The sequence below is a fragment of the Paenibacillus sophorae genome, from assembly GCF_018966525.1.
GTDB lineage: Bacteria > Bacillota > Bacilli > Paenibacillales > Paenibacillaceae > Paenibacillus_AQ > Paenibacillus_AQ sophorae.
The window spans coordinates 4622014-4641259 of sequence record NZ_CP076607.1 but is presented as its reverse complement, the minus strand read 5'-3'; the positions used below and the strand labels follow the sequence as shown (position 1 = coordinate 4641259).

Here is a 19246-nt window from a genome sequence, read left to right as displayed (position 1 = left end):
TTTAAACATTTCTTGATAGCACCTCTTGTCTTAGAGGTGCTTTTTGTTGAATGTAGCCGATAAATCTTGTTCTTCGTGGAACAAGCAGTATTAAGATGGGTATCCATATAACAGGAGGATTTTCCATGAGAAAAATGAGAATCATTGTTCGTTTCTATAATTCTTCGGCAATCATCCTGTTTCCAGACATGCCTCTGTGCGGAGCCGCGCGATGAGCCGCTACATTTTGTCACTGGATCAGGGCACGACCAGTTCGCGGGCGATTCTGTTCGATGAAGAGGCCCGAATGGTCACTCAGGGCCAATATGAGCTTACCCAGTATTTCCCCCGCCCAGGCTGGGTAGAGCATGACCCGGAGCAGATCTGGAATATGCAGCTCAAATCGGCAAGAGAGGCGATCGCGCAGAGCGGTATCGATGCCTCGCAAATCGCCGCAATCGGCATTACGAACCAGCGTGAGACGGCGCTGGTCTGGGACAAGGCGACAGGCAGAGCGGTATACCCGGCCATCGTATGGCAGGACCGGAGAACCGCGGAAATGTGCGAGGAGCTTAAGCGAAGGGGGCTGGAGCGGGAAATCGGGGAGAAAACAGGCCTCGTGGCCGACGCTTATTTCTCGGCGACGAAGATCGCCTGGATACTCGATCATGTGGAAGGTGCGCGGGAAAGAGCCGAGCGGGGCGAACTGCTGGCCGGAACAGTGGATACCTGGCTGATCTGGAAGCTCACCGGCGGCGCTGTGCACGCCACGGACGTCACCAATGCGTCGCGGACGATGCTGTTTGATCTGCACCGGAGGGTCTGGGACGGGAAGCTGATGGCCGAGCTGAACATTCCGGCGGGTATGCTGCCCGAGGTGCGGATGTCGGGCGGGTCCTTCGGAACGGCGCTTAAGCAGTGGTTCGGAGCGGAGATCTCCATTGCTTCCGTACTGGGGGACCAGCAGGCGGCGCTCTTTGGGCACACCTGTCTGGAAGCCGGGAGTGCCAAGAATACGTACGGCACCGGCTGCTTTATTCTGATGAATACGGGAAGCGAAGCGGTAGCCTCACGGCACGGACTGCTGACGACTGTGGCATGGGGAATAGGCGATGAGCTGTATTATGCGCTTGAGGGCAGTGTATTCGTCGCGGGCGCGGCGGTGCAGTGGCTGGAGGAGGGTCTCGGCCTGATTGAAAATCCGGGGCAATCCGAGGAAAAGGCGCGGGAGGTTGAGGACAGCGGCGGGGTCGTCGTCGTGCCGGCTTTTACCGGACTGGGCGCGCCGTATTGGGATATGTATGCCCGTGGAGCAGTGTTCGGCTTAACACGCGGAACGACCTCCGCCCACCTTGTTCGCGCCACACTGGAATCACTTGCATTCCAATCAAGGGATGTAATCGGGGCAATGGAGAAGGACGCCGGCATGCCGCTTTCCGACCTGCGGGTGGACGGCGGAGCGGTGCGCAACGATCTGCTGATGCAGTTTCAGGCAGATATTCTGGGCAGAGAAGTAACGCGCACGACATACTCGGAGACAACGGCGCTGGGGGCGGCTCTGCTGGCTGGTCTTATCGCGGGCTTTTGGAACCGTGAAGAGCTGCGGAATTTCAATAAGGCCGAGAAGACTTTTACGCCTGCCATGCCGCAGGAGGAACGGGAGAACAGTTACCGTATTTGGCAGGACGCCGTCACACGGACAATGGGATGGGATAAGCATGTGCGCCCGTGAGGGTCACATCGGCCCATACAATAGAATAGGCTTATTAACAAGAAGATGCGGATCGCGATCCTTTAAGAGAGGCGCGGTCCGCTTTCCGGTGTCTGGTAGAGGGAGACAATGGCGCAGGCCGTATTCTCAACTTCCTGTCTAAGCTCAGGCGGTGTGGTAACAATCACATCCGCTCCGTAAGACAAAATGATGCGTTTTGCCGATTCAAACGTTTGGAACTCCGCCTTTATTGCAAGCCATACGGGGTCAGGTGAAATGGCGGAAGACAACACCTTCACATACCGCTCTTTTTCAAGCTCCGGGAGGGCGGAATCCCGAATCCGCAGCTCGGCGGGGTAGCGGGGCAATGAAGCCTTGAAGTCCCGGGTAGACTGCTCCCAGTACGCCTGAAGATCGAAGCCCGGAGGCCGCTGGAAATGCTCCTCCGTAATCTCGGCTTGAGTGATTCGGGACACCCGATATGTCCGAAGTTCGCCCTCGCAGCAAGCAACCGCATACCATACCCCTTTTTTCGCCACCAGTCCAAGAGGTTCGATTATCCGTTCCTTAGTCTCTGTACTCTGACCGTAGCTGATTCTGACCCTACGCTTCTCCTGCATAGCGTGCTGGAGCAGAACCAGATAGGGGACCGATTCATCAATAGGATGCCACGAGACCCCGTCAATATGGATTTGTCCGGCCAGGCTGTACCCGGCTTCCGGGCTGAGCGTTCTGGATACGGCCTCGAGCTTGCGGGCTGCCGCGGCAAAATCCTCTTTTATACCTAGATCGTCAAGAATCGCCGGATCTGCGGTTAAGAGCAGCGCTCCGATCTCCCGGGGCTTCATGCCCGTAAGTCTCGTGCGGTAGCCCTCTGCAAGCATCCAGCCTCCTTCGCGGCCCCGCTCCGCCAGTACGGGAATGCCCGCGGCCGATAGAGCCTCCATATCCCGGTGCACCGTCCGTTCGGATATTTCAAGCATGCCTGATAATTGACGGGTCGTAAGTTTGCCGCGATTCTGAAGCAGCAGCAGAATGGACAGCAGACGATCGGCTCTCATCTCCGTGATACCTCCTAACTTAATAACCATAACTATATAAGATGAACTTGAAAAATAACATCAGGGGATGAAGGAACGAAGGGGAAGTTTGGAACTGTAGGAGCGATAGCGACCGCCTTTGTCTCCGGATTTCATCCGCGAAGAGCGGTTTCAATCAAGAAATCTGGGGACAACAGCGGCCGGAAGTCCAAACATTCCTCGTAGTTACGAATGATACCTTATGGAAAATCTTAAGTTCATCTTAACTATAAAATAACTATATCTATAATATACGACAATCCATGACATATATAAGGGCTAAGCTTAATATACAGCCTGTGGTAATCCAGTAAAGGCCGGAAAAGCTGAAGTCTGGAGAAGCTAAATGGAGCAGGCGAGTTCTGGTCTCAGGGAGGCACCTTAATATGAAAACGCTGCAGGGAAAGATTACGCTTGTCACCGGAGCAAGCAGAGGAGCGGGAAAGGGTATAGCGCTGGAATTGGCCGCCGCCGGGGCTTACGTCTATGTGACAGGCAGAAGCGTTAATGGAAACCGCACGAAAAATAGACCAGGAGATATTGATGCCACGGTGGAAGAAATCGAAAAGGCGGGAGGGCGCGGAGCGGCGGTAAGATGCGATCATACCGATACCCGTGATACGGAAAGCTTAATTTCGCGCATTGCTTCCGAACAAGGCAGGCTGGACATAATGGTGAACAATGTATGGGGAGGCAACGCGCTGCGGATTGATGAGCGGCCTTTCTGGGAGCAGCCGCTGGAGCATTGGAACCATATGTTCGATTCCGGCGTACGCGCACAGCTGATAACGAATTACTATGCGATTCCGCTGATGCGCATCCAAAAGAACGGACTGATCATTCACACTACTTTTTGGGACCGGTATAGGCACATCAGCAACTTCTACTATGATTTGTCCAAGAATGCGCTGGTACGTATGGCCTGCGGATTATCCAAGGAAATTGCGGCTGACGGAATCGCCGTCATTCCGCTGTCTCCGGGCTGGATGCGGACAGAACTTGTTCTGGACGCCTTTCATACGGATGAAGCACATTGGCAGGAAGTAGAAGAACTGAAAGCAACCGAATCCACCCGTTATATCGGGCGGGCCGTATGCGCTTTGGCAGCCGATCCGAAGATTATTGAAAGGTCGGGCGTGCCCCAGCAGGTGGGGTGTTTGGCGGAACAATACGGTTTTACCGATATTGACGGCCGGGTGGTGCCCGCATTCCTAATCTCTGAATAATAAAGCGCCGGCTGCCCATTCCAATGGCAGCCGGCGCTCTGTTATACAGTGCAATTTCGGATATTAAAGTCTACTGCAGCACGACTTCTTTAGCCGTATTAATCTCCGATAAAGCGGCCAGCTTCACCAGCACATCATCCGGAACTTCCTTGTCGACGGTCAGCAGCATAATGGCTTCGCCGCCGACAACGATACGTCCCACCTGCATCGACGCGATGTTGACGTCGTTCTGGCCGAGCAGCGTACCTACGTTGCCGATAATGCCGGGTTTATCGTTATGGGAGATCAGGATTTGATTGCCTTCCGGAGCGATATCAACCGGGAATTTACCCAACTGCACGATCCGTTCTCCGTATCCTTGCAGAAGCGTACCGGCCACAAGGCGCTCTTCGCCTCCCTCGGCAATGAGCTTCACTGTGATCAGGTTTGTGAAGCCTTTAGTTTTCGAGGCTTTAGTCACGACCACATTTACTTCGCGTGTCTTGGCCAAGTGCATGGAATTGACGATGTTGACGTCGCCGCCGAAGTGGCGGGACAGTACGCCTTTGACAATGTACCGGTTCAGCGGTTGAGTGTCGACATCCGAAAGGTCGCCGGCAAATTCCACATGAATTTCGTTGATGGCGCCATTCGTAATCTGCGATGCGAAGCTGCCAAGCTTCTCCCCGAGATTGAAGTAAGGCTGCAGCTTGTTCATGACACTTGGAGCAACCGGAGGGATGTTAACCGCATTGATGAATGGCTCATTCCGCAAAATATGCAGCACCTGCTCGGATACGTCGATCGCCACATTCTCCTGTGCTTCCACAGTCGATGCGCCAAGGTGCGGAGTGACGATGATTTTCGGATGCGACAGGAAAGGGTGATCCGCTTGCGGCGGTTCTTTCTCGAATACGTCAAAAGCCGCTCCGGCCACGATCCCTGCATCGATAGCTTCTACCAGTGCCATTTCATCAATGACGCCGCCACGCGCACAGTTGACGATGCGCATGCCTTTTTTCATAACCTCGAACTGAGGGCGGGAAATCATGTGGCGCGTTTGTGGAGTCAGCGGTGTGTGAACAGTGATGAAGTCCGCACCCTGTACGATGTCATCAACAGAAGCCAGCGTTACTTCCAGCTTTTCCGCACGGTCAGCCGTCAGAAACGGGTCATAGGCTAAAATGTTCATGCCGAATGCCTTGGCGCGCTTCGCAACTTCGCTGCCGATCCGGCCCATGCCGAGAACGCCAAGCGTTTTGCCGCGGAGCTCAACGCCGAGGAATGATTTTTTGTCCCATACGCCGGTGGTTGTCTTCGCATAGGCTTGGGGAATATGGCGAGCCAGAGCCATCATCATCGCAAAGGCATGCTCACAAGTAGTGATGGTGTTGCCGTCCGGAGCGTTAATCACGACAACTCCGCGCTTCGTGGCGGCTTCCAGATTGATATTGTCCACGCCGACGCCTGCACGTCCGATTACTTTCAGATTGGACCCCGCTTCGATAATTTTCTCGGTGACAGTGGTTTGGGACCGTACAAGCAGACCGTCGTATTCGCCGATAATCGCAATGAGTTCATCCTCGCTGAGACCCGTTTTTTTGTCTACCGTTACGTCGCTTGCTTCCGTCAGCTGCTGAATGCCCAGATCGCTGATCGGGTCCGATACCAAAATTTTAAACATGATTTCTTTTTCCTCCTTAGATGTGTGAACACTTTATTTTTGAGGAGGCCCTTTTAGGCTCTCCGGATTACCTGCAACAGCTTTTCCATAGAAGAAGGCGATCATACCGCATTTTCAGCCAAGCGTCAACGCGGTGTCGCAGCAGAGAATAGGTCTAAAGCAGGGCCTGATTCATGAGATGTTCTTCCGGGCGGGCGCAGTCAAGCAGGCAGTCAACAAAAAAACTCCCGATCTCATACTGCTTCCGCAGTAAGGGACGAGAGTTGTCGTGGTACCACCCTAATTCACCGCATCCTTTACAGACACAGTCTCATTATCCTGTAAACAGGAACACTGGTAACGGAGATGATCCGATTGTGCCTACTATAAGTTCAACACAATAACTCAGGAGCGCTAAAGTAAACTGTCCGCCACCGGCTTGCACCATCCGCCGGCTCTCTGAAGACCTTCAGTATCTTTGTTCCATCATCGGTTTTGCTTGATTAATTTTTTCATAATGTAACATGGCTGTGCTACATGTGTCAATAGGATTTTGCCGGATGATTGTGGTATGATGCATTTGCCGATATCAGTTGGCGAAGAAAGGAAGCTGCGGCACCGTTTCCTTGCTGTAGTACTGTTGGCGCCATTTGGAGAAATCCCGTCCCCCAAGGGCTCCGGTGGATACAAGCAGGGAGGTGGCGCTCTGGATATCCTTAAGTTTCAGGGATGCCGCCGTACCGGAATGGATCAGATTATCGATCTTAGCCGTTACATCCTGCGGTTCGTAATCCTCGAAAATGCTGCGGTTTAGCATGATTTCCGCGATAGCGGCGTTCTTGAGCAGCAGGGGCATTTTGTTCCACATTGCCAGCGTGATTATCTTCAGATCACCCGTCTCGGAAGGAATGGAAGAATTCTTCTGGGAACCCCATTTAAGCATTGAGGCATAATAATTGCTTTGGGCCAAAAGTCCGTATCTAACTGCGCCAGCCGCTAACTCCCCATTTTTCAGCGCCTTTGCCGCCTGCGCTTTCCCGGAGGCCGAAGATGCCTTGTCGGCAGCTTCAGAGAAGAGGCGAAGGCTTTTCAGGATATTAAGCTGGCCCTGCTTCAGAAGCGGGGACTCGTCGAAGATGGATGTCTGGGTCACTTGCGAGTAAGCGCCATCCGCGAGATTGCGGAGATTTTTGAGTATTACCGAACTGTCAGCGCCGCTTCCCCGGGTTAGAAGGTCAACCTGCTCGTTCCAGTTCTGCTTGAATTCCCGATAGGGCAAAAATACGTTATGATAGAAAGTAACGAGATCTGTTTGGCGGTAATACGCGAAGGATTCCGCGGATTGTCCATTGGCGTTCAGTTTCTCATATTTGGCCTCGACCTTATCGGCACCAACCTTCACTCCAGTGAAAAAGACAGCAAAAGCAGAGATCAGGCAGAACAAGAATCCAAGGGTGTACAGCATTGGTTTGCTGGATGAACGGTGATTCATAATAAGGGCTCCTTTTTCTATGAGGATTGAATTGGATATGAATGTTAGGATTTGAAATTATTTAAGAACAGGTAGGTAATTAATGAAAAAATTTAAATTCGGCGACATAAAACTACAAAAAGCAACACCGGAGCAGTTAACCGAACGGCTGCTATTAGTTAATCTTTATTTTACACAGGGTCTTACCCTTATTATCGGTTTGATCTGGGTATTATTTCAGAAAAGAAATCCTATTCACGTACTAAATTTTCCCGAAAGCATCAATTTTGCAGCTTGGGGACTAGGTCTCGCGGTCATTATGCTCGTAGTGGACTTCGTGTTAACCTATATTGTCCCTGAGCAAACTATGGATGATGGAGGGATCAACGAGCTGTTGTTCCGCAAACGGCCGCTTTGGCATATCGTGCTGATCGCCGCCATCGTGTCCATTTGCGAAGAGCTGCTGTTCCGAGGCGCCATACAGTATGCTTTCGGGCCATATTGGACGAGCATCCTGTTTGCAATTATCCATGTGCGCTACTTAAGGCACTGGATTCCTACGGGCTGGGTATTTGCCAGCAGTTACGGCCTCGGTCTTATCTACATCTATTCCGGTACGATCTGGGCGCCTATTTTATGTCATTTCATCATCGACCTGTTCTCTGGGCTGGTGATCCGCTACAGGAGGGAGTCATGAGTGAGGAGCTCAGCCGGGTAAAGTCCCGCCAGAACAAAAGAAACCGCGAGGGCATTTCCGGCGTCAAAGCAAGCAATCCGCGCAAAGCGGAAGCTTCATCACCAAGGAAAAAAGAATCATCCTCACAAACCCTGTCCCGGTCGCGCAAAAAGAATACTGAGGGCGGCAAGTCCGCAGCGGTAAGGCAGAAAGCCGGAACCGGGCGGGGCGGGAGAAGAGCGGACCGGCCCAAACCGGGAGAAAAAGAGGAGCAATCCCCCCCGTCCCGCTCCTCGACTTATCGTTCGGAACGGATCAGGCTTAGTAAGTTGTTCGTCAATTCGCTTAATGTTCTGTTTATGATGCTGCTGATCTTTCTGCTGTGGTGGGGGATAAAAGGCGCTCCGCCTCTTAGGACGTTATGGTAGCGGGCTTGGCCGGTCTGCTGGCCGCCGCAGGGGTTGTCGCATTTGGCGCAGCCATGCTGTCAGGAGCCTGCCGGAGCCGGCTTGCCGAAACGGATATCGAGCTGGAAACCCTTCCCCGGGCGTTTGAAGGATATCGGATTTTGCTCGTCACCGATATCCACAGGCGAATCCTGCCGCGGAAGAGACTTTCCAGTTTAAAGGGACAAATAGATATCGTGCTGTTAGGCGGCGATATGACGGAGAAGAACAGCCCGCTTAAACGTTTGGACGATAATATGGCGCTTCTTGCCTCTATTGGTCCTGTCTATGCCGTGCACGGCAACCACGACTACAAGGCGGACATTGTTGAGGTTGACCGTATTCTCGAACAGAATGGAGTTCGGCTGCTGACGGATGAGAACGTTGCTTTAGAACGGGAAAGGACAACGCTGTGGCTCACAGGCGTAGACCATCCAAGGAAAGGCGGCAGACTTGGGTTTGCTCCTCTGCCGGATTTGCCTGCCGGAGCTGAGAAGGAATGCCGGATTATTCTTGTGCATGATCCGATGTGGCTGATGCGCCTCTCGAACGTCCCTGCCGATCTCATCCTGTCGGGCCACACTCACGGAGGGCAGGTTGTTCTGCCCATTATCGGCCTCAGGCATGTCGAAGACTTCTACCGCACTTACTCGGCCGGGATGTACCGATGGCCCAAAGGAGATGATACGGACAGGGAGGCCATGCTGCTGATCAGCCGGGGGTTTGGCACCGCTCATTTGCCGCTGCGCTTCCGGAGTCCCGCTGAGCTGCACATCCTTACACTGCGCCGGCCGGCGTCCGGTGTATCAGAAATACGGCTTATCCCGTAACTGCACTATGACCGGCATTTCAGCATCGGATAATCAGGTAAAAGGCCCCGCTCATCCTCCACAGGATGGGTCGGGGCCTCTTCGTTTACTTTCGGCTTACCGCATTTTCAGTTCGATACTGCGCGGATCGACAAAGCCGTAGCCCTTGCTCTCCAGCGTGGTCAGCAGTTTGTCCAGCGCTTCGGTAGTCCACGGCAGTTCGTGCATCAGAATATTGCTGCCGGAATGGAGCTGCTCGGTAACGTTTTTGATCAGCTTTTCTGTCTTGCCTGTGTCCTTTTCCTTCATTGTCCAATCAAGGGAGCCGTTGGACCAAGTCATGTAGAGCATGCCGTTCTCTGCGGCAACCTTTTTGCCGACATCTCCGCCTGCCCCGTGTGGTGGCCGGAAGAATACCGGCGCTTCCCCCGTGACTTCCTTTACGATCTTTTGCACATCTTCAATCTGCTTCTTGACGGCGGTGTACGGCTTATCCTTGAGAACGATATGATCCCAGCTGTGATTGCCGATGATTCCGCCGCGTTCATGAATCAACTTCAGCAGCTCCGGGTGCTCCTTGATGCGGTAACCATTGACGAAGAAGATCGCTTTGGCTTTATGTTTATCCAGCGTGTCGATGATTGAATTGATCAGCTTCGCTTCCTTGGGGCCGTCGTCGAACGTCAGCAGTACGACCTTTTTGTTCGTGCCTTCTTCATTGGGCTTAATGTCGTAGTTCTTGTTCATATGATACAGCAGCGGTACTTTCACTTCCGTTCCAAGCCCGGTCTGTTCTTCCGAATTTGTGTTGCCGTTAACCGATCCGGCGGCCGGCGAAGCGGAAGCTCCCGGTGATGCAGATGCATCCTCACTGCCGGTGGCGGCAGCGGAAGGCTGTATGGAGGGACTTGCTGTAGAAGTTCCGGTCGCGGCCGCTGAAGGTGAAGCCTTGGCGCTTGGCGTCGCAGCCGTCGTTCCATCCGGAGCAGTGTTCTCCGCGCTGCTGCACGATGTCAGCAAAAAGGCGGCAAGCAACAGCGCTGCTGTCTGTTTACCCACTTATTTCAACTCGCTTTCCTGTGATTAAGCTGTATGAGGCGGAAATCTTCTGCGAACACTAGAGATGATTTTATCATACAAGGAGGTAATAAATGTGAAGACTTCGTCATTTTTTTACGGAGTGATGTTGGGTGCCGCCGCCAGTATGTTCATGTCCAAAAAGCGGAACATGTTTACTCCCATGCTGGGGCAATCCGGGGCCGCCGAAAAAGCCAAAAATAAAATCATCAACATGGCGACTGCAGGCTTCGGCAGCACTTCCGCAAATCAGCAGCCGTCCCAAACGGAAAGCTTGGGATCAGAGGGACATAAGGGGGCTTCGCCTGTCCGTTCCAAGGAAGCAAACCTGAGCATGCTTAAGGATTTTATCCGCAGCAATCCCGAAGTCAAACACGACGTGGAAAAGATCCTCAAAGAAACACATACAGCCATCCCGGGCTTGTAACCGCAGCAGAGGCCGACAGAATCATTTTGGAGATCTTCTTTTCTCCAGAATGATTCTTTTTTTCGTATAGGAAGCAGCGGTATCAACTGCTCTTTTGAAAAAATAGGGTTTCCCGTTTATAATATATTTACGTGCATTTATCGCGGCAAAATGGTAACATACATACATATCAATTACGATAGCAACCATTTTTGGCTCATTACTCGGGACTCATCATACACTATAATAAACCTGAGTTTTCAAAAGGAGGATCCTGTCATGAGAATAGAACGTTTAAGTCAAGATAAGATACGGATTTTCCTCACTTTTGACGACCTGAGCGAGCGGGGAATCCAGAAGGAAGACATGTGGCAGGAAGTCCCCAAAGTTCATGACCTTTTTACGGAAATGATGGACCAGGCATATAACGAACTCGGATTTGACGCTACCGGTCCTCTTGCCGTGGAAGTGTTCGCTCTGCCCGCACAAGGCATGGTCGTCATCGTCACCCGGGGCAAATACGATCATCAGTACGGGGCGTCAGGGGAAGAAGAATTGCCAGATGAGATTTACGAAATGGAAGTCACTCTTGAACAAGCGGACTCCATTGTCTACGCTTTCCGTGATTTTGAAGTCGTGGTTGAAGCGGCGCATGTGCTCATTGGCAATATTACTTCCGCAGGCAAGCTGTACTCTTATCAGGATAAATGGTACCTCTATTTCGATCCGAAAGAATTCGAGGAACCCGCACTGTCGGCTCTTGTGGCTGTACTCGCGGAATTCGGGGATTCATCTCCGGTGACCGAGGCGGTGCTTGACGAATACGGCAAGACGGTTATGGCGGAGAATGCCGTTCAGCAGCTTTGCGCCTTTTTCAAACGCCAGGAATAATGAGGAAGGGGTGGATCTTCGGTGGCCCTTTACCTATTTTACGACAACGCCGGCTGGTCCTGCCTGTTACATAGGGGATAGGCCGGCTGTTCTTTTATTTTGACAAGCGGGGAGGTACGTTCGGTGCTTTTGTTATCGGTGGTTTCGTCGGCAGTGGCACCGGGGCTTGCTCTGCTGATTTATTTTTACCTGAAGGACAAGTATGACCAGGAGCCGCTCCATATGGTGCTTAAAGTTTTTTTGCTGGGCCTGCTGATTGTCTTCCCGGTCATGATTATTCAGAGGGGACTGACGCTGGGGCTGGAAGCCGGTCCTTACACGGAATCATTTCTGATCTCCGCCGGAGTGGAAGAGTGCTTGAAATGGTTTGTGATGTATCACATCATCTACAATCATACTGAGTTCGACGAACCGTATGACGGTATACTCTATGCTGTGGCGATTTCGCTCGGTTTTGCGACGATTGAGAATGTGATGTACGCCTGGTACAGCCATGCTTCGCTTGGCTCCATGTTTCTTCGAGCGCTTCTTCCGGTATCGGGGCATGCCATGTTCGGTGTTGTAATGGGGTATCACCTTGGCAGAGCCAAATTCTCGAACGGGGTCAGAAGGCGGGGCATCCTGGCCGTATCGCTGCTCCTTCCTTGGATCTGGCACGGAATTTACGACTTTATTCTGAACACAACGCCAAACTATTGGATTTGGTATATCGTTCCGTTGATGGCCTTCCTATGGTATGGAGGCATGATCAAGGTGGCGCGGGCCAATAACCTTTCGCCTTTTCGCCTGCTGAAACGGGAGGAAGAGGTTAATCTGTAGAGCAGATGGAGACACTGTTACGGGTAGATTTTCCACAGAGAAAATTACACTGTAAAGCGAGGTGTCTTTTTTTGCGTGTAAAGGTGCGAATCGTGTGCAAGCAGTGCGGTGAAAGCTATATTCTGCGCGGCATAAAATATCATGGCATTATCCAGACGGGATTCAAGCAATGTCTGTGCAACTGCACCGAAGGATTTCTGGTTGAAGAGCAGGCCTAATAAGGCATTGCTCTTTTTTCGTTCGTGTACAGTTCCTATACCGATTCTCTATGCGGATGGTGCATAAGACCTCCTTACTTTAGTCAAACTAACGGCAATAAGCTACCAGAAGGGAGTCTTCAAGCCATATGTATAAAAGAATGAGTGCCGTTTTATTCCCGTTGACTTTGATCTTGCTCATCGGGGCGCTTGTATGGGGCTATCAGGAGAATCAAGAGAAAAACGCGGTTCTGCTGAAAGCGGAGAACCAATACCAGCGATCCTTCCACGATCTGTCCTATCATGTAGAGCGGCTGCATGGCGAATTGGGCAATGTCCTTGCCGTCAGCTCGACCTCCGATGGGATGCATCGCAAGTTCCTCACGAATGTGTGGCGAATAACCAGCGAGGCGCAAAACGAGATCAACCAGCTACCGCTGACACTGCTGCCTTTCAGCAAGACGGAGGAGTTCCTTTCCAAGATTTCCAACTTCTCATACAAGGCGGCGGTGCGCGACTACACTACTAAGCCTTTGACCGATGGCGAAATGAAAAACTTGATGGCTTTATATAAAAACTCCGGCGAGATATCGAAGGATCTTCAGGATGTGCAGAACAAAGTCATTACGAATCATCTGCGGTGGATGGACGTCGAGTCAGCTCTGGCAACGGAGAAAAAAGCCGAGGACAACACGATTATCGACGGTTTCAAAACAGTTGATAAAAGGGTGAGCGCCTATCCGGAGCTGGATTGGGGGCCATCCGTGGCCAGCGTCTACGATAAACGTTCCGTCAGAAAGCTGAATGGTCCGCCCGTCTCGCAGGATGATATCCACCGGAAGGCGCTGAAGTATGCAGACCCTGGCAGCGGGGCCAAGGTGCATGTTACCGAGAACGGAAAAGGTACGGAATGGGAAACGTACACAGCGACGGTTAGCGGAGAGAAAGAAACGGTAAGTATGGATTTTACGAAAAAAGGCGGGCTGCTGATTTCTTATAACAATAACCGCGAGGTTGGCGCCCCGAAGGTATCGATGGAGGATGCGGCCGTCAAGGCCGGCGAATTCCTGAAACGCAAGGGATATCCGGATATGACGCCCGTCAGCGCGGACCGTTACGGCAATATGGGTAATTTCACATTTGTGACGAAGCAGAACGGCGTGCTGATCTATCCCGAAAAGATAACGGTGCGCTGTGGCCTCGATACCGGCGATACCACCGGTTTTCAGTCCAGTGACTATGTCAATGAGCACCAGACGAGCCGCGAAATTGCGAAGCCCGGAATGAGCATTGCCAAAGCGCGGAAAAAGCTAAACCCGGATTTCCGGGAGATCTACAACCGACAGGCCTTGATTGAGAATGACGACGGTGAAAAAGTGCTCACTTATGAATTTGGCGGCCGGATTAACGGCTCCCAGTACCGAATTTATCTGAATGCGGACTCTGGCATCGAAGAATCGGTCGAGGAGATCCGGACCGCTTCCGGTGCCCAGAAACAATAACAATTTTGAAGAGTTTCGTTTGGTGCCGAATGAAGGCTGTCCGCTTGCGGATAGCCTTTTTTCGTTATAAATGGTTATAGTCTCTGGCACCCCTTCAAGAATTCGTACTGGAGCGCCTTTGTAATATTTTCTCACCCTGGTGCCGCAACACATGGTATAATCGCCATTAGAATATCTTACTAATTTCAATGGCGGTGACATGTTTGTATCCCAAAATCAATGACCAACTGTTCATCCAGGTAGCATCCAGCGACGCCTCCGAAGCGGAAGTCGAATACCGATCCAGAATAGCTGAACTGGAAGACGAAGCATTTCTGATTGAAATTCCGATTCAAGAAAGCAACGGACGACTTAAGAAACTGCATATCGGGGATGAGCTGTCGGTTTATTTTATGAGCGAGGGCGGAATCAAAAATTATTTTTACACGCATGTGCTCGGTTTCAAGGAAGACGTCATCCGAATGGTGCGTGTGCATAAGCCTACGAAGGATGAGATTCTAAAAATACAAAGACGAAGCTTCCTGCGTGTCAGCGCAGAGCTGGAACTGGCTGTCAGAACAGGGGCGGGCATTCGCTTCCTGGTTCGCACGGAAGATATCGGCGGCGGCGGAACTTCGTTCTGGACAGACGTAAGCGTTCCGCTTGAATTGGGTGATCAGCTGGAGTGCTGGCTCCTTATCCCTTACCGTAACGGATCGAACGAACATGCTAACTTTGAAGCCGAGGTTGTACGGATGAAAGAGCTGGAGAACGGGCGGAGTTTGGCCATGCTCAAGTTCGTGAACATCATGGATGGCGAGCGTCAGAAAATTATCCGCTTCTGCTTCGAGCGGCAGTTTGATTTCCGCAACCGTTAAAGCGAGTCAGGCTATAGTTTCACGCGGGATTCGCGCAAAGAGTTCTAAAATACGCTGAAATTTGCTGCCATTTCCCGATTTGTGTGCTGTATTTTGAGTCTATGCGATTTTGCACTGCCGTACAAACTGTGGTATAATTTTATAAGTCGCAGGCAATGCCTGCTTTTTTCTTGAAGATATCAGAAAGTATGAATTTATGTTCGTGCTTTCCGGTATGTCAAGTGGAACAACCGCCAAGCGCGGTCTTGGCATTATTTTGAGGAGGAATGCCCCTTTGGTTAGGCAGGGGACACATATCGTTGACAAAATTAACGTCGCCATCGACGGACCTGCCGGGGCAGGCAAGAGTACAGTAGCCCGAATGGTAGCACAGAAGCTTTCTTACATTTATGTCGATACGGGAGCCATGTACCGGGCAGTGACCTGGTATATGATCCACAAAGACATTATGCCGGAAGATCATGATAACGTGCTTCAAACAGTACGAAATATGGTGATTGAATTAGTACCCGGAGAAGAAGTGCAGAAAGTGATAATCAACGGGGAAGACGCGACTCCTTATATCCGCAGTCTGCAGGTCAGTGGCATGGTATCGCAGTATGCCAAGATTGAGTCCATCCGAACAAGGCTGAGTCAGCTGCAGCGCGAGATGGCGCTTGGCAAAGGGGTCGTAATGGACGGCCGCGATATCGGCACAACCGTACTGCCGGATGCCGAAGTGAAAATTTTCATGACGGCAAGTGTGGAGGAGCGGGCGCTCCGCCGCTACAAAGAGCTGAAAGATGCGGAACAGGTGACTCTGGAGCAGCTTGAAAACGATATTGCGCAGCGTGATCTTCTTGATCAGAGTCGGGAAATTTCGCCGCTGCGGCGCGCGGATGACAGCATTCTGCTCGATACGACGTCGATGGATATCGTACAGGTTGTGGAGACAATCGTGTCCCACTGCAGATCTTATGTTGGCGGGGAGAGAAATCATTAATGATTTATGTCATTTGCCGAGGATTGCTTCGCTTGATTTATTCCGTTCTGTTTCCGCTAAAGACGGTGGGAATTGAAAATATTCCGAAAGAGGGCGGAGTGCTGCTATGCGGCAACCACACCAGCAATCTTGATCCTTTTACTATGGGCATCAAGCTGGAGCGCAAAGTGAACTATATGGCGAAGGCTGAGCTGTTCAAGGTTCCTGTTCTCGGCCGGCTAGTCAGACAGCTGGGCGCTTTTCCGGTTAAACGCGGCGGTGTAAGCAAAGAATCCATTAAAACGGCGCTTAATTTGCTCCGAAGCGGGCAGGTAATGGGCATTTTCCCGGAAGGAACACGGAACAGCGATGTCGGGATTGCGAAAAAAGGAGCGGCAACCTTTGCTCTCCGCAGCGGCGCGGCAGTTGTTCCAGCGGGGATAATCGGCCACTACAAGCCTTTTCGCCGGATGGTCGTCGTTTACGGCGCTCCGATTGATCTGAGCGAATATGCCGCAGGCGGCAGCGATTCGGCTGAAGCGGTTACCAATCTAATTATGGCACGGATTCGCGAGATGCTGGAAACCGGCAAGCCAAGCGGAAAATAAAGCGGCATAGCCGTTATTATTTGGAACATAATAGGATAGTAACATCTATAGCGGGGCATTCGTTAAAGATGTATGTTTTGAACCCTGCTCTAGTGCGGGTTTAAATAAATGGGGTTTTGAATCGAGGAGGGTAATCACATGTCTGAAGAAATAAGAAATCAGGAAGCTGCGGAGAACAACGAATCCGTAGAGGCGGTAGATTCCGCTGTTAGCAATCAAGAGGAAATCGCAAGCCAGGATGAGCTGGAGCAAATCATTTCCTTGAAAAAAGGCGACACCGTGAAAGGAACGATCGTCAAAATCGAAGATAACCAAGCTTATGTGAGCATTGGATATAAATATGACGGCGTCATTCCGATTCGCGAATTGTCCTCCGTTCAACTCGACAATGCCGCTTCGGCAGTTGAGGTCGGACAAGAAGTAGAGTGCAAGGTTGTCAGCATCAATGACAACAAGGAAAGCCTTGTTCTTTCCAAACGCGCTGTGGACAGCGAGAAATCCTGGGACGATCTGGAGAAATACTACAATTCCCAAGAACCTTTCGAAGTCACTGTGGCTGACGTTGTCAAAGGCGGTCTGGTTGCCGACGTGGGTGCCCGCGGATTTATCCCTGCTTCTATGGTTGAGCGTCATTTCGTTGAAGATTTCAGCGATTACAAAGGACGTACGCTGCGCGTAAAAGTGAAAGAGCTTGACCGTGAGAACGGAAAGGTTATTCTTTCCGCCAAGGAAGTGCTCGAAGAGGAATTCGAAGCTAACAAGCAAAGAATTATGTCCGAGCTCTCCGAAGGCCAAATCATCGAAGGTACGGTACAGCGTCTGACCCAATTTGGCGCGTTTGTTGATGTAGGTGGCGTTGATGGACTCGTTCACGTCTCCGAAATCGCTTGGAGCCATGTCGACAAGCCTTCCGATGTGATTTCCGAAGGTGACAAGGTACGTGTGAAAGTGCTGAAAGTCGATCCGGAAAAAGGCAAAATCAGCTTGAGCATCAAAGCGGCAATGCCGGGTCCTTGGGATACGGCTGCCGACAAAATCCATATCGGCGATGTGGTAACAGGCGAAGTAAAACGTCTTGTCAACTTTGGCGCGTTCGTTGAGCTGTTCCCTGGCGTAGAAGGTCTTGTGCATATTTCGCAAATTTCCCATAAGCATATCGGCACACCGCATGAAGTGCTTAAGGAAGGACAAGAAGTTCAAGTCAAGGTTCTGGATTTCAATCCATCCGAGAAGCGCGTGTCCTTAAGCATCAAGGAAACGGAAGAAGCTCCGGCACCTACTGCCAAGCCGGAAAGAAGCAGAGACCGGGCTCCTAAAGAAGTGCTCGACAACCCCAATGTTTCGCTTAGCAACCAAGGACTCAGCTTTACACTGGCCGAACGTTTCGGCGACAAGCTGGACAAATTCAAGGGGAAATAATACCTTTTTTTGTCTGACATAATGGGTATACTTATCGGCGAACCCTTTTATTTGAGGGTTCGCCGATTGTGTTTTTAGGCGTTAGCCAAGCGAAGGCTTTTTTGCTATGATGGGAAACGTAAGGCAGACAGGAGGAATGAAACATGGCAAGACCCGTTGTGGCCATCGTAGGAAGGCCCAATGTAGGGAAATCAACCATTTTTAACCGGTTGATCGGTGATCGGCTGGCTATTGTAGAGGATAAACCCGGAATCACTCGCGACCGGATATACGGCGTATCGGAATGGAACGGCAAGGCATTCAGTGTAATTGATACGGGCGGTATCGAGATCGATGGCGAGGATATGATTCTGAAATCCATCCGTATTCAGGCGGAGCTGGCGATTGAGGAAGCGGATCTTATCGTATTTATGTGTGAGGCGAAGAGCGGACTGACCAATGCGGACGAAGAAGTGGCTCAGCTGCTGTTCCGGTCAGGCAAGCCGGTCGTACTCGCAATCAACAAAGTGGACAATATGAAGCGGGCCGAGGATATCTATGAATTCTACAGCCTGGGATTCGGAGATCCGATCGGTATCTCCGGCAGCCACGGCACCGGAATCGGCGACCTGCTGGATGAGGTTACGGAGCGGCTTCCGGAGCCGCAGGACGAGGAATATGACGAGGATGTGATCCGCGTTGCGCTGATCGGGCGCCCCAATGTGGGCAAGTCGTCCTTGGTCAATGCGATTCTCGGCGAGGAGCGCGTTATTGTCAGTGATGTTGCGGGAACAACACGTGATGCAATCGATACGCCATTTGAACGTGACGGACAGCGCTATGTGCTGATCGACACCGCTGGTATGCGAAAGCGTGGAAAAGTGTATGAAACGACCGAGAAATACAGCGTCATGCGCGCCATGCGGGCCATTGAACGAGCGGATGTCGTGCTCGTCGTTATTAACGGCGAGGAGGGCATCATCGATCAGGATAAGCATATCGCCGGTTATGCGCATGATGCCGGCAAGGCATCGATGTTCGTGGTTAATAAGTGGGATGCCGTCGAGAAGGACGATAAGACGATGCAGCACTTCGAGAACAAGATCCGCGACCATTTCTTGTTCATGACCTATGCGCCGGTTGTCTTTCTGTCCGCGCTAACGAAACAGCGCTTGCATAAGCTACTGCCCATTGTGCAGCATGTCGCGCAGCAGCATTCGCTGCGCATTGCGACCCATCTTCTCAACGATGTCGTCTCGGATGCCGTTGCGATCAATCCGCCGCCGACCGATAAGGGACGCCGTCTGCGCATCAATTATGTGACACAGGTGGCCGTGAAACCGCCGACAATTGTGGTATTCGTCAACGATCCTTCGCTGATGCACTTCTCCTATGAACGTTACCTGGAGAATAAAATCCGCGGTGCGTTTAATTTTGAGGGGACGCCGATCCGAATCTTTACACGGCGCAAATCCGACGATGAATAGGGGA

At 51.5% G+C, this 19246-nt stretch carries 19 protein-coding genes and 1 other annotated feature; of the genes, 15 read left to right on the top strand and 4 right to left on the bottom strand.

Annotated elements, in window-relative coordinates:
• Positions 1-211 precede the first annotated feature (211 nt).
• Positions 212-1711: a glycerol kinase GlpK gene (gene glpK, locus KP014_RS22495; protein WP_036599347.1), complete on the top strand. Its 1500-nt coding sequence runs from the start codon at positions 212-214 to the stop codon at positions 1709-1711.
• Between the two features lie 62 nt (positions 1712-1773).
• On the opposite strand, the gene KP014_RS22490 is transcribed toward glpK, so the two are convergent.
• Complete coding sequence (locus KP014_RS22490; protein WP_036599345.1) at positions 1774-2751, bottom strand: helix-turn-helix transcriptional regulator; 978 nt, start codon at positions 2749-2751, stop codon at positions 1774-1776.
• Positions 2752-3155: 404 nt separating this feature from the next.
• Here KP014_RS22490 and KP014_RS22485 point away from each other — a divergent pair, with 404 nt between their 5' ends.
• A complete protein-coding gene (locus KP014_RS22485; RefSeq protein ID WP_090834171.1) occupies positions 3156-3995 on the top strand; it encodes an SDR family NAD(P)-dependent oxidoreductase in 840 nt (279 codons plus the stop codon).
• Between the two features lie 70 nt (positions 3996-4065).
• Here the strand turns inward: KP014_RS22485 and serA are convergent, their stop codons facing one another.
• Together serA and KP014_RS22475 are read right to left on the bottom strand one after the other, a co-directional pair.
• On the bottom strand, positions 4066-5658 hold the full coding sequence (gene serA, locus KP014_RS22480; RefSeq protein ID WP_036596983.1) for a phosphoglycerate dehydrogenase: 1593 nt from the start codon (positions 5656-5658) through the stop codon (positions 4066-4068).
• A gap of 249 nt (positions 5659-5907) precedes the next feature.
• Positions 5908-6136 (bottom strand) — a binding site (T-box leader).
• Positions 6137-6226: 90 nt separating this feature from the next.
• Positions 6227-7129, bottom strand: coding sequence for a hypothetical protein (locus KP014_RS22475; RefSeq protein ID WP_036596984.1), 903 nt, complete (start codon positions 7127-7129; stop codon positions 6227-6229).
• 82 nt (positions 7130-7211) lie between these two features.
• Here KP014_RS22475 and KP014_RS22470 point away from each other — a divergent pair, with 82 nt between their 5' ends.
• Genes KP014_RS22470 through KP014_RS22460 form a run of 3 tightly spaced genes read left to right on the top strand, consistent with a single transcriptional unit; the run spans position 7212 to position 9060 of the window.
• The gene (locus tag KP014_RS22470) at positions 7212-7805 is read left to right on the top strand and encodes a CPBP family intramembrane glutamic endopeptidase (protein WP_036596985.1); all 594 of its coding nucleotides are present in this window, start codon (positions 7212-7214) and stop codon (positions 7803-7805) included.
• Positions 7802-8212 (top strand): hypothetical protein, encoded by a 411-nt coding sequence (locus KP014_RS22465; RefSeq protein WP_036596986.1) that lies wholly within the window; start codon positions 7802-7804, stop codon positions 8210-8212. The genes KP014_RS22470 and KP014_RS22465 overlap by 4 nt, the downstream gene beginning before the upstream one ends.
• Positions 8206-9060, top strand: coding sequence for a metallophosphoesterase (locus KP014_RS22460; protein WP_036596987.1), 855 nt, complete (start codon positions 8206-8208; stop codon positions 9058-9060). The genes KP014_RS22465 and KP014_RS22460 overlap by 7 nt, the downstream gene beginning before the upstream one ends.
• Before the next feature lie 96 nt (positions 9061-9156).
• On the opposite strand, the gene KP014_RS22455 is transcribed toward KP014_RS22460, so the two are convergent.
• Positions 9157-10098: a polysaccharide deacetylase family protein gene (locus tag KP014_RS22455; RefSeq protein ID WP_036596988.1), complete on the bottom strand. Its 942-nt coding sequence runs from the start codon at positions 10096-10098 to the stop codon at positions 9157-9159.
• Positions 10099-10192: 94 nt separating this feature from the next.
• On the opposite strand from KP014_RS22455, the gene KP014_RS22450 reads away from it, so the two are divergent.
• The 10 genes from KP014_RS22450 (at position 10193) to der (ending at position 19242) form a co-directional block, all read left to right on the top strand.
• Entirely contained in the window at positions 10193-10543 is a 351-nt protein-coding gene (locus KP014_RS22450) for a hypothetical protein (protein WP_036596989.1), read from the top strand.
• Positions 10544-10801: 258 nt separating this feature from the next.
• A complete protein-coding gene (locus tag KP014_RS22445; protein WP_036596990.1) occupies positions 10802-11413 on the top strand; it encodes a genetic competence negative regulator in 612 nt (203 codons plus the stop codon).
• A 123-nt stretch (positions 11414-11536) separates the two neighbouring features.
• Entirely contained in the window at positions 11537-12232 is a 696-nt protein-coding gene (gene prsW, locus KP014_RS22440; RefSeq protein WP_036596991.1) for a glutamic-type intramembrane protease PrsW, read from the top strand.
• A 71-nt stretch (positions 12233-12303) separates the two neighbouring features.
• Positions 12304-12450 carry a hypothetical protein gene (locus KP014_RS22435; protein WP_175491851.1) on the top strand — a complete coding sequence of 49 codons (147 nt, stop codon included), beginning with the start codon at positions 12304-12306 and terminating at the stop codon, positions 12448-12450.
• Between the two features lie 128 nt (positions 12451-12578).
• Entirely contained in the window at positions 12579-13931 is a 1353-nt protein-coding gene (gene ypeB / locus KP014_RS22430; protein WP_036596992.1) for a germination protein YpeB, read from the top strand.
• Positions 13932-14134: 203 nt separating this feature from the next.
• Positions 14135-14788: a flagellar brake protein gene (locus tag KP014_RS22425; RefSeq protein WP_036596994.1), complete on the top strand. Its 654-nt coding sequence runs from the start codon at positions 14135-14137 to the stop codon at positions 14786-14788.
• A 274-nt stretch (positions 14789-15062) separates the two neighbouring features.
• The gene (cmk, locus tag KP014_RS22420; RefSeq protein WP_036596996.1) at positions 15063-15770 is read left to right on the top strand and encodes a (d)CMP kinase; all 708 of its coding nucleotides are present in this window, start codon (positions 15063-15065) and stop codon (positions 15768-15770) included.
• On the top strand, positions 15770-16357 hold the full coding sequence (locus KP014_RS22415; RefSeq protein ID WP_036596997.1) for a lysophospholipid acyltransferase family protein: 588 nt from the start codon (positions 15770-15772) through the stop codon (positions 16355-16357). The genes cmk and KP014_RS22415 overlap by 1 nt, the downstream gene beginning before the upstream one ends.
• 138 nt (positions 16358-16495) lie before the next feature.
• Positions 16496-17776 carry a 30S ribosomal protein S1 gene (gene rpsA, locus KP014_RS22410; protein ID WP_216700408.1) on the top strand — a complete coding sequence of 427 codons (1281 nt, stop codon included), beginning with the start codon at positions 16496-16498 and terminating at the stop codon, positions 17774-17776.
• Between the two features lie 143 nt (positions 17777-17919).
• The gene (der, locus tag KP014_RS22405) at positions 17920-19242 is read left to right on the top strand and encodes a ribosome biogenesis GTPase Der (protein WP_036597000.1); all 1323 of its coding nucleotides are present in this window, start codon (positions 17920-17922) and stop codon (positions 19240-19242) included.
• The last annotated feature ends 4 nt before the right edge of the window (positions 19243-19246 follow it).

Bases quoted from the DNA above. Each gene is read 5' to 3' on its own strand.
- rpsA (WP_216700408.1), top strand. From the start codon at position 16,496: ATGTCTGAAGAAATAAGAAATCAGGAAGCTGCGGAGAACAACGAATCC.
- glpK (WP_036599347.1), top strand. From the start codon at position 212: ATGAGCCGCTACATTTTGTCACTGGATCAGGGCACGACCAGTTCGCGG.
- ypeB (WP_036596992.1), top strand. From the start codon at position 12,579: ATGTATAAAAGAATGAGTGCCGTTTTATTCCCGTTGACTTTGATCTTG.
- KP014_RS22475 (WP_036596984.1), bottom strand. From the start codon at position 7,129: ATGAATCACCGTTCATCCAGCAAACCAATGCTGTACACCCTTGGATTC.
- KP014_RS22485 (WP_090834171.1), top strand. From the start codon at position 3,156: ATGAAAACGCTGCAGGGAAAGATTACGCTTGTCACCGGAGCAAGCAGA.
- KP014_RS22460 (WP_036596987.1), top strand. From the start codon at position 8,206: ATGGTAGCGGGCTTGGCCGGTCTGCTGGCCGCCGCAGGGGTTGTCGCA.
- KP014_RS22415 (WP_036596997.1), top strand. From the start codon at position 15,770: ATGATTTATGTCATTTGCCGAGGATTGCTTCGCTTGATTTATTCCGTT.
- KP014_RS22465 (WP_036596986.1), top strand. From the start codon at position 7,802: ATGAGTGAGGAGCTCAGCCGGGTAAAGTCCCGCCAGAACAAAAGAAAC.
- KP014_RS22490 (WP_036599345.1), bottom strand. From the start codon at position 2,751: ATGAGAGCCGATCGTCTGCTGTCCATTCTGCTGCTGCTTCAGAATCGC.
- der (WP_036597000.1), top strand. From the start codon at position 17,920: ATGGCAAGACCCGTTGTGGCCATCGTAGGAAGGCCCAATGTAGGGAAA.
- KP014_RS22445 (WP_036596990.1), top strand. From the start codon at position 10,802: ATGAGAATAGAACGTTTAAGTCAAGATAAGATACGGATTTTCCTCACT.
- serA (WP_036596983.1), bottom strand. From the start codon at position 5,658: ATGTTTAAAATTTTGGTATCGGACCCGATCAGCGATCTGGGCATTCAG.
- KP014_RS22470 (WP_036596985.1), top strand. From the start codon at position 7,212: ATGAAAAAATTTAAATTCGGCGACATAAAACTACAAAAAGCAACACCG.